This window comes from Kiloniellales bacterium (genome assembly GCA_030066685.1).
Taxonomy (GTDB): domain Bacteria; phylum Pseudomonadota; class Alphaproteobacteria; order Kiloniellales; family JAKSBE01; genus JAKSBE01.
Map to the genome: position 1 here is coordinate 1 of JASJBF010000068.1, position 12077 is coordinate 12077.

A 12077-nucleotide genomic window follows, 5' to 3' on the forward strand; every position below is an offset into this window, starting at 1 on the left:
TGAGGGCTAGATCAAACTGCGCTCAACTGGAATCAATTGAGCGCGGATAATTTGATCTACTTCATGCAGCTAGAGCAGCTTATCCGCGTTCAAGTGAACGCAGGCTGCTCTAGGACGCCGCTGAAGGGCTGGCGGAAGTCTGAGAAGCCATCGAGACAGCTTTGCGATAGGGCTTGGTCGGCACTCCTTCGCGACCCCATATCCAAGGCGGTGCAAAAGACCGAATGGACGCAAGGATGCGACGAGTCAAAGGCTCGACCAGACTGGCCTTCGCCACCTTCGAGACCATCACAGACCTCGTGGAACGGACCCACGGGACCACGGCGTCGAAGGTTTTTCGACCGCTCACAAACGCGACGCCCACCGCAGCGGTGGCGCGCAGAGTCGAAGCCGTGCACGACGCGACGGCCGCCGGGGTTTACACGCTCATTCGCGGCCTGGGCCGCGGCGCGGAGAAATTGGTCGATCTCGGGTTCGAACTGCAAGGCGGCGGGTCTGCCCGCAGGGGCAGCAAGGCTTCCACCGATCGCGAAGCGCCGGAGTCCCCGGCTGCCGTACCGGCCAAGGCGAGCCTGGCGGACCACGCCGAGAGCGCGGTGAACGCGCTCTACGGCGACCATCTGCATCGCGGGCGGAACCCTCTGGATCTGGGCATGAGCCTGCGCCGGCACGGCAAGCCGCTGGCCACCGAAGGGCAAGCCCTGAAAGAAGCGCTGCCGGAGGCCTCGGGCAAGATCGTCCTCTTCGTCCACGGATTGGCCTGCACGGAATGGATTTGGAACATCTCCGCCGAGGCGTTCTACGGCGATCCGCAGGTCAGCTTCGGCAGCCGGCTCGAGAGCGAGCTTGGCTATGCGCCGCTCTACCTCCGCTACAACAGCGGCCGCCACATTTCGGAGAACGGCCGGCTGCTGTCGGAACTGCTGACCCGGCTAATCGCCGCCTACCCGCGGGAGGTCGAGGAGATTGTCCTCGTCGGGCACAGCATGGGCGGCCTGGTCGCGCGCAGCGCCGCCCACTACGGCGCCAAGGCGGAGGCCGAATGGATCGGCCGCTTGCGTCACCTGGTCTGCCTCGGGACGCCTCACCTCGGCTCGCCGCTCGAGAAAGGCGTGAATGTCCTCGCTTCTCTGCTGGGCGCCTTCGATACCGCGGGGACGCAGGTTCCGGCCGAGCTTCTCGAGGCCCGCAGCGCAGGGATCAAGGACCTGCGCTTCGGCTATACCACCGACGAGGAATGGCAGGGCAAGGACCCAGACGGTGTCCTGGACGACAATCGCCAGGACCTGCCGCTGGTCGACGGCGTCGGGTACATCGCCATCGCCGCCAGCGTCACCCGCGATCCCGAGCATCCCCTGGGCGCGCTCCTGGGCGACCTCCTGGTCCGCCTGCCGAGCGCGGCTGGCCGGGCCCCCGAGCCGACCCGTTCCATTCCCTTTCAGTCCGAGCGGGTTCTTACCGGGATGAGCCACCTGGACCTGGCCAACCACCCGGAGGTCTATCGGGTCCTCAAGGGATACCTCTGAGGCTGGAGTCGAGATCGAGGGCGAGACCGCCGTCGCGGCAGGTCACGCTCGGGGTCCATGATGCGGATCGGTGGGCCTGACGGCACCGAAAGGCCGCCAATCAATCCTCGTCGTCGCGCCGCCGCACCAGGGCTGGGTATCCCATGGCCCGGAGCCAGGGCTGCCAGGCGATCTCGGCGGCGCGCATCCAAACCGCCATGGGGTTCACCATCGCGGCGGCCGAAAGCGCGGGGAGCATGGCCTTCGCGACCGCGTCGAAGGACGGCGCCGCCCGCAGGTGTATGGTCATGGCCTCCGCCCGCTCCTCCGGGAGCTCCCGCCTGCGGATCTCGATCTCCAGGTTCGGCAGCTGGGCGGTGATCTTGGTGTCTTCCATGGCGCGGGTTCGCTGGCGGCTTCGTGGAAAGCGGACTCTAGCATCCCGATCCCGGGGGCACGAGGGCGGAGGATCCGGCCGGCGGCCGCGGGCTCAAGTACCCGGGTCGACGCCCCAGGTGGTCCAGTAGTCCCGCGCCGTGCCGCCGGCGCCCTCGGGATCGAGTTCGAGGAACCGCCGCAGGGCGGCCTGCTTGCCCGGGAGCGCCTCGGGCGGGTCGCCCTCGACGTCGTGGTGGACGAAATCGAGGTCCTCGCCCGCGGCGAAGGACAGGCAGCGGAACATCGCGGCAGCGGAGGAGAACATCGGCCGGATCTCCCTCTCGTCGCCGACCCAGTCGTGGTCCCAGTAGACCACCGGGCAATCGCCGTCCTCCCGCCGAAGGCGCGTGTCGAAGCAAACCGGTCCCGCGTCCATGCAGGTCTCGCTGCCGAAGGGGAGCAGTCCCCGGCCGAGGATGCGCGCCGGGTCGAAGGCGTCGAAGTAGAGGCTTCGCAGCGCCGCGCGCCAGCCGGCCGGGAAGTGGCGCTCGAAGCGGACACCGACCTGGGTCAAGTCGACGAAATGCCGATACCTGAGGAAATCCCGGTAGAGCGGCGGATAGGCGAGCCCCGTCTCGACCTCGAGCGAATCGAGATCGGCAGCGGTGACGCCGCTGGGCATGGCCTGCCAGCCTCGCCAATCGCCCTGGGGCGGGATCGACGGATCCTGCATCGCGGCCGGCAGGTCGCCGGGGAAGATCATCAGGCCCTTTCGCTTGATCTGCTCCAGGGCCCTGTCGACGTAGGTCGAGACCAGGGGATCCGTCATGGCGCCTGCACTCAGGTCGAACGCGAGTCCGCGAAGCCTAGAGAAGGCCCCTCCCCGTTGTCGAGCGCCCGCGGCCTCACACCGATGGCGCGAGACCGGGCGGCCGGGCGTTGACGGGGCCGGAGGTCCTGGGCAGGCTGCCGACATGAAGCTTCGCGCAGCCTATCTCGTCGCCCTTCTCGCCGCCTGCACGCCCGGCGCCGAAAGGGAGCCGGCCGCAGCCCGCAGCGATCCGGGCGGCGGGCCGATCACGCCCACGCCCTACGTCGAGGAGTCCTACAAGCGCTTTCTCAACAAGCGGGACCCGATGATCTTCGTCCTCTCCGAAGACGGCAAGGCCGCCTTCTACAAGTTCTGCCGGTCATCGGGTGATTGCGACGATGTCAGGGCCAGGGCCGACGCCCTGAGCGGCTGCGAGGACAAGGCGGGCGGCGTCCCCTGCCGCATCTACTACCAGGCGCCCAAGGGCGTCGTCTGGGACGGCCCGCCCGTCCTCGGCCTGGCCACCCCCGCCGCGCCGGAGTGACGGCGGCCGGCTCTTCGTAAATCAGATGCCGTTCGAGGGACAGCTCGCTTGTTCTGGCGCAGCATAACAATTGCAGACCCAAGGTTTGCCTACCGCCACGCTCTTGGTGGCGGTTAGGACTCCGCAAATCGGTTCCGAGCTTCGAGACTAAAGAGGAGAAATGCGCACATTGTCCCCAGAATTCCAATCGGAAGGTCTTGGAAGCCGGCGGCGAGTGACCAACCCATACCAAATGTCGCTCGGCACCTAGGCCTCGTAGAACATCCGCTTCAAGCTGGGGTCTTCCTTAAGTTGGACCTGGGCGCGGAGTCGGCCGGTATTTCCCTTGTCCTCGACCACCGGAACGCCACAGACTTGCTCAGCGGCAGCTTGCGCGTCGTCTGCTTCCACGTCGCGGTGTTCCACGTGGCCCCCGCCCGCCCCGTCCTTGAAGTACAGCACCCTAAAGAGTGGCACGTCACGTCTCCCCATGTTGTTTGACCCGCTTAATCGGCGAACTACGGGGAAAGCTGCTCTGCGAAGTTACTGTCGACCGCTCGCGCGAGTGCTTCGTACTGCTTAGACATTTTCATCGCAGGGCTTTCCGGCCCAGATGCGCACTTCGGGCACATGTTCACGCTAGTAAAAGGCGCTGGTCTCAGGTCGGTAGCCTCGCCGAACATCTCCACCTCGTTGCCCTCGGGAGTCATGCCCAAGTCCTCAAGCACAATCCGTTTCATCTCGCGTTCGTCGCCACCGGCCGTCCGGCGAAGCATGAGCGATAAAGCCTCATCAAAGACTCCTTTCCGGCGGTAGTGCTCACGGACGCAGCAAATTGGATAACCTAGCAGCCGAGCTTCTTGTTCCATGGTTATCTCGCCATTACGGCAAACCTCCTGAACCTCTTCGGCAACCGACGTCAGCTTGCTGACATAAACGGCTTCATCTGAGATCGTGCTTCGTGGTGCGATTCCACTGTACCAGTCAGGCATAAAGGTGTGTTTTGGCTCAGCTTGCCACTTAGGTCCCCTGGTGACGGGAAGCATCATCTCTCGCGCCAGCCTCTCGACGCCAGTCACCCAGATAGGGTCTTCCAGGCCTCGTCCTAAGAGACAGACCGGTTTGATCCCAGCAAGCATGGCAAGGAAGTCGAGGCTCTCCTGAGGGACCATCGCGACGTTCACTTCATCGGATTGGTCGATTGGCAGTTCGATGAGGTTCCTCAGAACGTTACGAAACGTCGGCTTGTCGATCTTCATGTCTTACAATGCAAACACTGACCGGAAGCCGTGATGGTCACAGCTCGGTCCGCAACTTGGTCAAAGCCAATCACTGTGCGAGCTTTCCGTAGCCTTCCCTCTTCTCGAAAGGCGCCTCTTTCTCCGCGGCTTCCAGCCGTTCCGCTTGCCGCGCGGCTTGGCGCCGCTCCACGGCTCTCTCCATTAACGACGCCTGCTTCTTCACCAGGTCATAGTCACCCTTGATTAGGGCCACCGCGCGGAGCAGCGCAAAGGCCACCAAGGCGACCAACACGCCAGTGGCAGATTGCTTCAAAGTCAAGATCGTACCTGGGTCGAGGTTGGAAATATGCGAGATGGCTCCGTGCAGCACCCCGATAAACACCAAGCCAAGTATCGAGCAGATGATGACGACGAACAGCAGCATCAAGGCCTTGTAGACTTTCCTCACGGCCCTAGAGAGGTCGCGCATTTCTTCCACGTCGAAGTAGCCAGTGTCAGAAACCGGCATGCCTCTCGCCAGCCGCACAAGGACCGCTGCCCCGAGCAAAGAGAGCGCGAAGGTCAACCCCCGGCCGACTTCGTCCCAATGCGTCGGTTGCATCACCTCGAAGGCAACCCAGCCAAGAGCAGCAGGGACCGCTATGTAGAGCCACTTTGTCATGCAGGAATACTTTCCCCGGCGCCTAATTGACTATCCTACCGTCTTCCAGGAAGCGCCGGTACACTTCTTTCATTTGGTCGCGGGCATCGCCGTTGTCTAGTAGCGAGCTGTTTTCCCGCACCAGCTCAATCGGCATCACGTGGTGGAGACGCGCGTCGTTTCCCACTACCCGACCATCCTTGGACCTCACTCTCACCTCCCCGTCGGGCATGTTGCGAAGGCTCGCTTCGAGGTTGGACAGCGCCTCGCGCTTGAACTTCCGCTTCGTAGCCCGGAAGCCAAAGTTCACGTTGACCTCAAGGGCCGCCTCGTCGGGCATGCTCTTGATGATCTGCTCCGTCTCCATTGTACCGATAGCCGCTTCGAGGATTTCCTTCCCTTTGCTGAAGGTGTTGACGAACTTCTCTCCCAAAGCCTGCTTCGCTTTGTACTCGACGACTTTGCCCCCACCTTCAGCCGCTGCAAGCTCGGGACCGATCGTTTCTGGCATCACGCCTCCGACCTCTACGCTGCTTATGTCGCCCAGATCGCCCCCGACCAAATTGCGGTCAAAGACCGATTTGAGTTCCACGCTGTGGTCCTCATCGATCACGCCGGCTTGCTCTCGCAACAGCCACTCGAAGTAGCTCTCCATCGCCTTCGACTGCAGTGCGACGTGCTGCACGACGAGGAAGTGGTCATCCACCGCCAACCAATAGCAAATCCCGTGCAGATACTCACTGCCATCGGGAGCCCTGCGCTCCGCGATGTCCAGAACCGGAGCCTCGGGCTCTTCCTCAATCAGCGCTTGAAGCTGACCTGGGCTAAAGAGGCAAACGTTGCCAAAAAACGACTCCCCATCGTCGTGGAAGTCGTTCAGAAATCGGTAATGGTTTAGTCCGTTGCCGACTAGTTGCACGCGTGCGCGCCAGTTATCTTTGAGGAGAGTTCCATTTCCATCTGGTTGATTCAATGCACCGCTAAGCGCTTTGGAGAGAGTCTCGTCAGGAAACTGCCCGCCCTCCCGGCTGAGTTGCCTGTAATGGATTTTGCAACGTCTGGTCGCCATTTCGGCCCCTGCCTTCTGCCAGCCAACGAGTCTTTTAACGTCGAGAAGTATTGCAGCAAGATCCTAAAGATAGCAACCAAAGCGTGTAGAATTAAATCCTATCAACGCTCATGCATTGAGACGGAATTCTGGAGACAGTTTAATTGTTCAGCGTCGTGCTCGGGCGTCTCGTGTCTATGGCACGCCATGTCACCGCCGAAAGATCCATCGATGGGGGCTACCAGGCATTTGAAGAAGACGAGCCGGTCGCTAGCCACATTGCTGGTCGAAAGCCAAATAGGCTGGATCCGGACCCAAGGCAGTGTGAAGCGGCCCGGGCTTGGCGTCCCCTAGGGGAGTCGAACCCCTGTTTCCGGCGTGAGAGGCCGGCGTCCTGGGCCACTAGACGAAGGGGACGCTGTGTGCCCTGGCGGACAGGCCCGGTGTTCTAGCCGAAGAGGGCGGGGGTTACAAGCACCTTCGCCGACGGCGGCCCGGCCGGAGCGGGCGGTCCTAGGCGGTTTCCGCCGCCGCGCCGACGGCGGCCCGGGCCGCGGCCAGGAAGGCGGCGACCTCCTCTGGCGTGCTGTCGAAGGCGGTGATCAGGCGGACCGCGCCGGGGCCGGCGGCGGGCCAATCGTAGAAGGCGAAGCCCCGGTTGCGCAGCGTCTCGGCCAGCCCCTCGGGCAGGCGGGCAAAGATCTCGTTGGCCTCGACCGGGTGCAGGAGCTCGACCCCCGGCAGGGCGGCCAGGCCCTCGGCCAGGTCCCGGGCCCGCGCGTTGGCACGGCCGGCCAGGCGCAGCCAGAGGTCGTCCTTCAGGTAGGCCTCGAGCTGGGCCGAGAGGAAGCGCAGCTTGGAGAAGAGGTGGCCGCCGCGCTTGCGCCGGTAGGGCAGGGTCGCGGCCAGCTCGGGCCGGAAGACCACCACCGCCTCGGCGCAGAGGCAGCCGTTCTTGGTGCCGCCGAAGGCGAGCACGTCGACCCCCGCCTTCCAGGTCGCCTCGGCCGGACTGCAGCCCAGGGTGACCAGGGCGTTGGCGAAGCGCGCGCCGTCCATCTGCAGGCCGAGATCGTGGGCCCGGGCGAGCTCGGCGATGGCCGCGACCTCCTCGGGGCGGTAGACCGCGCCGGCCTCGCTCGCCTGGGTCAGGCTGATCGCCGCCGGCTGGACGTGGTGCACCACGCCGGCGCCGCCGGCGGCCAGGACCTCGGCGAGCGGCCCGGCCGAGAGCTTGGCGTCGGCGCCGGGCAGGGCGACCAGCTTGGCGCCGCCGGTGAAGAGCTCGGGCGCGCCGCATTCGTCGACGTTGATGTGGGAGTCCCGGTGGCAGTAGATCGCGCCGTAAGGCGGGGTCATGACCGCTAGGCCGAGGACGTTGGCGGCGGTCCCGGTGGCCACCGGGAAGACCGCGCAGTCGGTCTCGAAGACCTCGCGGAAGCGATCCTGCAGGCGCGCGCTCAGAGCGTCGTCGCCATAGGGCGCCGCGGCGCCGGAGTTGGCCTCGGCCAGGGCCGCCAGGATCTCCGGCGCGGCCCCCTTCACGTTGTCCGAGCGAAAATCGACCATGGCGTCCCCGTCTCGCCCCTACTCGGCCGGCAGGGCGCCGGGCGCCAGGCGCAGGCGGCGCCGGACCTCGCCGCTCTCCAGGTCGACGACCAGGATCTGGGCGCAGCCGCGCTCCGCCGGGCCCTCGAGGCGCAGCAGCAGGCGGTCGCCCTCGGCCAGGGTCTCGGCCAGGGAACAGCCGTCCGGCACCGGCACCTCGGTCTCGCGCAAACCGGCCCCGTCGAGCCGGGAGAACTTGTCGGCGAGACCGATCACCAGCGCGACGAAGCCGATGACGATCAGCACCCCCATGCCGATGACCAGTGCCTTGAGCCCCTGCATCCGCTACCCTTCTCCCGACCCGGCAGGCAACCTCTCCGGCACCCGGACCTCCCAAGCGACGATGACCGACGGCTCCCCGGAAGACCTCCAAGACGGCGTCCCCGCGGGGCCCCAGGCCTTCACCGCCGGGCCCGACGACGCCGGCGAGCGCCTGGACCGCTTCCTCGCCGCCCGCCTGCCCGGCCTGACCCGCAGCCGGATCAAGGCGCTGATCGAGGAGGGCTGCCTGGCGGCCGGCGGCGCGACGATAAGGCAGCCCTCTTTGCGGGTCAAACCCGGCCAAACTTTCGCCATCTTGGTGCCCGAGGCTCAACCGGTCGAGCTGGTCGGCCAGCGGATCCCCCTGCGGGTCGTCCACGAAGACCCTGACCTCATCGTGATCGACAAAGCGGCAGGCCTCGTCGTGCACCCCGCCCCCGGCAACCCGGACCGGACCCTGGTCAACGCCCTGATCGCCCACTGCGGCGACAGCCTCAAGGGCGTCGGCGGCGTGCGCCGGCCGGGCATCGTGCACCGCCTGGACAAGGACACCTCCGGCCTGATCGTCGCCGCCAAGACCGAGGCCGCGCACCAGGGGCTGGTCGCGCAGTTCGCCGCGCGCAGCATCGAGCGCAGCTACCTGGCCCTGGTCTGGGGCCGGCCGCGGCCCGAGGCCGGGACCATCACCGGCGACATCGGCCGCAGCCCGCGCAACCGCAAGAAGATGGCCGTGGTCCGCCGTGGCGGCCGGCCGGCGACCACCCACTACCGGAGCCTGCGCCACCTGGCCGGCGACCGGGTCAGCCTGGTGGAGTGCCGGCTGGAGACCGGCCGCACCCACCAGATCCGGGTCCACCTGGCGAGCCGCGGCCATCCCCTGCTCGGCGATCCGCTCTACGGCCGTGGCGACCGGGAGCGGCTCAAGGCGCTGGCCGCCGGCCGGGAGGCCGCGCCGCCGCCGCTGACGCGGCAGGCCCTGCACGCCCGCAGCCTCGGATTCATCCATCCGACCAGCGGCGAGGCGCTCAAGTTCGAGAGCGAAATTCCGAACGATATGAAAGACTTGCTGAACTACTTAGAGGCTGTCTAGCGATGCAGCTTGCTTTTTTGATCTGTTCGGTCCAGAATAAAATTATAAGAAATCCAGAAACCTGGGGGAAGGCAGATCCGTCGTCGGCCGTTTGTGCCGCCGAGCGCTTTGTTGTCTACGGAGAACCTACCTGATGGCCAACATGCCGAGTGTTCCGATCCTGGTCGCCGAGGGCAATCTCTCCCGCTATCTCCAGGACATCCGCAAGTTCCCGATGCTGGAGCAGAACGAGGAGTACATGCTGGCCAAGCGCTGGCGCGAGCACGACGACGTCGATGCGGCCCACAAGCTGGTCACCAGCCACCTGCGCCTGGTGGCGAAGATCGCCATGGGCTACCGCGGCTACGGCCTGCCGGTCTCCGAGCTGATCTCGGAGGGCAACGTCGGGATGATGCAGGCGGTCAAGCGCTTCGACCCGGAGCGCGGCTTCCGCCTCGCCACCTATGCGATGTGGTGGATCCGGGCGGCGATCCAGGAATACATCCTGCACTCCTGGTCCCTAGTCAAGATGGGCACCACGGCGGCGCAGAAGAAGCTGTTCTTCAACCTGCGCAAGCTGAAGGGCCAGATGAAGGCGATCGAGGAGGGCGACCTGCAGCCCGAGCAGGTCGAGTACATAGCCACCGCGCTCGACGTCCCGGAGCAGGACGTGGTCAACATGAACCGCCGCCTGTCCAGCCCGGACCATTCCCTCAACGCGCCCCTGCGGGTCGACGGCGACGGCGAGTGGCAGGACTGGCTGGTCGACGAGGGCGAGGATCAGGAGACTCTCCTGGCCGAGCGGCAGGAACTCGACAAGCGCCGCAACCTCTTGAGCGAGGCCATGGAGTGCCTCAACGAGCGCGAGCAGCACATCCTGAAGGAGCGGCGCCTGAAGGAGGACCCGACCACCCTGGAGGACCTGAGCCAGGTCTACGGCATCAGCCGGGAGCGGGTGCGGCAGATCGAGGTTCGCGCCTTCGAGAAACTGCAGAAGGCGATCCGCAACGCGGCGATCGAGGAGCGCCTCGCGACCTCCTGATCCCCGCGGGCGGTCACTCCGCCGGACCGGAGACCTCTTCGCCCCAGTTCTTCTCCAGGGTCTGCCGGCGCTTGTGAAGCGTGGCGAGACGCTCCCGGCTGCGCACCGCGTAGTAGGCCGCGACAAGCGGCGGCATCGCCAGGTGGATCAACCAGGCCAGCCCGCCACCGAGAAAGGCGAGGAGCCAGGTTTCAGGATCGCCGAGCAGGGCCAGGGCGCCGGCCCGGTCATGGCCCTGGGTCCAGAGGCGCAGCAGCGACGGCAGCACGCAGGCCAGGTTGAGCAGGCCGACCGCGAAGGCAAGGTAGCGCTGACGGCTGCGGTCGACCACCGCGGCCGCCACGGTCGGCGCCAGCAGCGGGCCGGCGAGCAGGAGCGTCGGCCAGATCAGGTAGCCCAGGGGCGCCAGGGCGAACAGCGGCAGGAGCAGGCCCGCCGCGCCGCGCCGGCCCGCCTTGCCCTTCACGACACCTTGCCCGCCCGCCATCGCCGGCTCCTAGGAGGCAAAGACTTCGACCGCCGCCGTCGCGACGACGACCAGGACGGCGGCAAGGGTGGAGAGTACCGCCGTGACCTGGGAGGCGGTGCGGCGGACCTGGACCGGATCGGTCAGCCCCCCGGCTTCGAGCCAGTCGATCTCCTGGGTGAACTCCCGGTGCAGGACCTGCGCCTGCTGGAAGCCCAGGTCGTCGCCGCGCTGGACCTTGGGATCGTCGAGAAGCTTCACCATCCGATCCAGGCTGCCCTGTGCGGCGGTCGCTTCGACCTCGACGATCAGCTCCTCGCGGTAGGGCCGGTTGTGGAAGCCCTGGATCACCGGCTCCAGCAACACGGCCATGGCGCGCGCCAGGTTGGTCAGGCGCGCGGGGCCGGCCAGTTTCTGGACCTCGGCCAGGAGCTTGAGCACCGCCAGGCGACGCGACGCCAGGTGGTCCGGCTGGTCCAGCGCCTTGAAGACCTCGCTGCCGAGATCCTTGGTACGGGCGGCGCAGAAGGCGGCGATGTGACGGTCGACGTAGTCCGGGGCCGCACCGCCGCCCTGGGCGGCGGCCAGGCGATCGAGGGCCGGCAGGAGCTCTTCGATCTTGACGACCCGGAAGCGTGCCAGGCTCGGGCTGCGGCAGGCCAGGCCGGGATTGGCCTCGTAAAGGCAGCGCTCGAGTCCGAAGCCGAAGCCCGGGTTGGCAAGATGGCTGTGCAGGGCCTCGTAGAGCTTCTTGTAGGCGAGGACCTCGGCCCCGGCGCCCGCCTGCAGCTCGATCCACTGGGTCGGCAGGCGCAGCTCGAGGACCTCGGCCAGCAGCTTGCGACGATCCTCGTTCTCGAAGTCCTGCGCGAGGGCGCCCGGCAGGCCGTCGAGGCGCAGCGCCAGGCCCTTGAAGCGGATCGGCCCCGTGGGATCCAGAATAGTCAGCGACCGGCTCAACAGCAGATCCGGGTCCTGGGGGCTGCCGGTGCTGGCCGCCCGGCTGCGGGCGATCCGCCTGCCCCGCTCCTCGTCCCCGAGGCTCCGGCGCACCCAGCCTTCGAGCGCGCCCGAGGCCGCAAGCTCGACGCCCTCCGCCCAGCCGGCGGCCAGGGCATGGGCGACCTCGCGATCCATCTCGCGGCGCCGTCCGGAAATCGTGATCGCCCGCTGCGCCCGCGGCGGCAGCAGAACCTGCCGCGGGCTCATGCGCCGGCCGGCAAGCCAGAGCTGGACCTCGTTCAGGCCCCAGCGCTCCTTCGGGTCGTCGTAGAGCAGACCGCGCAGCAGCTCCGTCATAGCCGGCGACAACCGGCGGCTGCCGACCAGGGCGGCGTAGGATCCCCGGGTGATCTTGCGCAGGATCAGCTCGTCGTCGTCCAGCTCGGTCACCGGCGGCCCGCCGGAAAGCAAGGTCAAGACCAGGGCACCGAGGGCATAGAAGTCGTCGGAGCGGCGGCCGGCGCCGCGCGCGCTTGGCAGCGC

13 protein-coding genes and 1 tRNA gene are annotated in these 12077 nt (G+C 66.6%); 4 read left to right on the top strand and 10 right to left on the bottom strand.

Annotated features, from left to right (window positions below; translation table 11 throughout):
- The first annotated feature begins 236 nt into the window (after positions 1-236).
- On the top strand, positions 237-1526 hold the full coding sequence (locus QNJ30_27630; protein MDJ0947236.1) for an alpha/beta fold hydrolase: 1290 nt from the start codon (positions 237-239) through the stop codon (positions 1524-1526).
- Positions 1527-1626: 100 nt separating this feature from the next.
- Here the strand turns inward: QNJ30_27630 and QNJ30_27635 are convergent, their stop codons facing one another.
- Positions 1627-1902, bottom strand: a complete 276-nt coding sequence (locus tag QNJ30_27635; protein ID MDJ0947237.1) for a hypothetical protein — start codon at positions 1900-1902, stop codon at positions 1627-1629.
- A gap of 93 nt (positions 1903-1995) precedes the next feature.
- Positions 1996-2712, bottom strand: a complete 717-nt coding sequence (locus QNJ30_27640) for an SMI1/KNR4 family protein (protein MDJ0947238.1) — start codon at positions 2710-2712, stop codon at positions 1996-1998.
- A gap of 145 nt (positions 2713-2857) precedes the next feature.
- Between QNJ30_27640 and QNJ30_27645 the strand changes: the two genes are divergently transcribed.
- A complete protein-coding gene (locus tag QNJ30_27645; protein ID MDJ0947239.1) occupies positions 2858-3238 on the top strand; it encodes a hypothetical protein in 381 nt (126 codons plus the stop codon).
- A gap of 497 nt (positions 3239-3735) precedes the next feature.
- Here QNJ30_27645 and QNJ30_27650 read toward each other — a convergent pair whose 3' ends face one another.
- The 6 genes from QNJ30_27650 to QNJ30_27675 all read right to left on the bottom strand — a co-directional run bounded on the left by QNJ30_27650 (position 3736) and on the right by QNJ30_27675 (position 8036).
- Complete coding sequence (locus tag QNJ30_27650) at positions 3736-4476, bottom strand: hypothetical protein (protein MDJ0947240.1); 741 nt, start codon at positions 4474-4476, stop codon at positions 3736-3738.
- A 70-nt stretch (positions 4477-4546) separates the two neighbouring features.
- Positions 4547-5119: a hypothetical protein gene (locus QNJ30_27655; GenBank protein MDJ0947241.1), complete on the bottom strand. Its 573-nt coding sequence runs from the start codon at positions 5117-5119 to the stop codon at positions 4547-4549.
- Between the two features lie 22 nt (positions 5120-5141).
- Positions 5142-6167: a hypothetical protein gene (locus QNJ30_27660; GenBank protein ID MDJ0947242.1), complete on the bottom strand. Its 1026-nt coding sequence runs from the start codon at positions 6165-6167 to the stop codon at positions 5142-5144.
- A gap of 320 nt (positions 6168-6487) precedes the next feature.
- Positions 6488-6563 (bottom strand) — tRNA-Glu (locus tag QNJ30_27665).
- Between the two features lie 96 nt (positions 6564-6659).
- Positions 6660-7715, bottom strand: coding sequence for a low specificity L-threonine aldolase (locus QNJ30_27670; protein MDJ0947243.1), 1056 nt, complete (start codon positions 7713-7715; stop codon positions 6660-6662).
- A gap of 18 nt (positions 7716-7733) precedes the next feature.
- Positions 7734-8036: a hypothetical protein gene (locus QNJ30_27675; GenBank protein MDJ0947244.1), complete on the bottom strand. Its 303-nt coding sequence runs from the start codon at positions 8034-8036 to the stop codon at positions 7734-7736.
- 61 nt (positions 8037-8097) lie between these two features.
- Between QNJ30_27675 and QNJ30_27680 the strand changes: the two genes are divergently transcribed.
- Positions 8098-9105, top strand: a complete 1008-nt coding sequence (locus tag QNJ30_27680) for an RluA family pseudouridine synthase (protein MDJ0947245.1) — start codon at positions 8098-8100, stop codon at positions 9103-9105.
- A gap of 133 nt (positions 9106-9238) precedes the next feature.
- Complete coding sequence (gene rpoH, locus QNJ30_27685) at positions 9239-10126, top strand: RNA polymerase sigma factor RpoH (GenBank protein MDJ0947246.1); 888 nt, start codon at positions 9239-9241, stop codon at positions 10124-10126.
- 13 nt (positions 10127-10139) lie between these two features.
- On the opposite strand, the gene QNJ30_27690 is transcribed toward rpoH, so the two are convergent.
- A complete protein-coding gene (locus QNJ30_27690; GenBank protein MDJ0947247.1) occupies positions 10140-10613 on the bottom strand; it encodes a hypothetical protein in 474 nt (157 codons plus the stop codon).
- A 9-nt stretch (positions 10614-10622) separates the two neighbouring features.
- Positions 10623-12077: hypothetical protein (locus QNJ30_27695; GenBank protein MDJ0947248.1), on the bottom strand; the 1455-nt coding region annotated here is incomplete at its 5' end.

What these genes read in the sequence shown, in the direction of transcription:
- QNJ30_27630 (MDJ0947236.1), top strand. Translation starts at nt 237, where the DNA reads ATGCGACGAGTCAAAGGCTCGACCAGACTGGCCTTCGCCACCTTCGAG.
- QNJ30_27635 (MDJ0947237.1), bottom strand. Translation starts at nt 1,902, where the DNA reads ATGGAAGACACCAAGATCACCGCCCAGCTGCCGAACCTGGAGATCGAG.
- QNJ30_27640 (MDJ0947238.1), bottom strand. Translation starts at nt 2,712, where the DNA reads ATGACGGATCCCCTGGTCTCGACCTACGTCGACAGGGCCCTGGAGCAG.
- QNJ30_27645 (MDJ0947239.1), top strand. Translation starts at nt 2,858, where the DNA reads ATGAAGCTTCGCGCAGCCTATCTCGTCGCCCTTCTCGCCGCCTGCACG.
- QNJ30_27650 (MDJ0947240.1), bottom strand. Translation starts at nt 4,476, where the DNA reads ATGAAGATCGACAAGCCGACGTTTCGTAACGTTCTGAGGAACCTCATC.
- QNJ30_27655 (MDJ0947241.1), bottom strand. Translation starts at nt 5,119, where the DNA reads ATGACAAAGTGGCTCTACATAGCGGTCCCTGCTGCTCTTGGCTGGGTT.
- QNJ30_27660 (MDJ0947242.1), bottom strand. Translation starts at nt 6,167, where the DNA reads ATGGCGACCAGACGTTGCAAAATCCATTACAGGCAACTCAGCCGGGAG.
- QNJ30_27670 (MDJ0947243.1), bottom strand. Translation starts at nt 7,715, where the DNA reads ATGGTCGATTTTCGCTCGGACAACGTGAAGGGGGCCGCGCCGGAGATC.
- QNJ30_27675 (MDJ0947244.1), bottom strand. Translation starts at nt 8,036, where the DNA reads ATGCAGGGGCTCAAGGCACTGGTCATCGGCATGGGGGTGCTGATCGTC.
- QNJ30_27680 (MDJ0947245.1), top strand. Translation starts at nt 8,098, where the DNA reads ATGACCGACGGCTCCCCGGAAGACCTCCAAGACGGCGTCCCCGCGGGG.
- rpoH (MDJ0947246.1), top strand. Translation starts at nt 9,239, where the DNA reads ATGGCCAACATGCCGAGTGTTCCGATCCTGGTCGCCGAGGGCAATCTC.
- QNJ30_27690 (MDJ0947247.1), bottom strand. Translation starts at nt 10,613, where the DNA reads ATGGCGGGCGGGCAAGGTGTCGTGAAGGGCAAGGCGGGCCGGCGCGGC.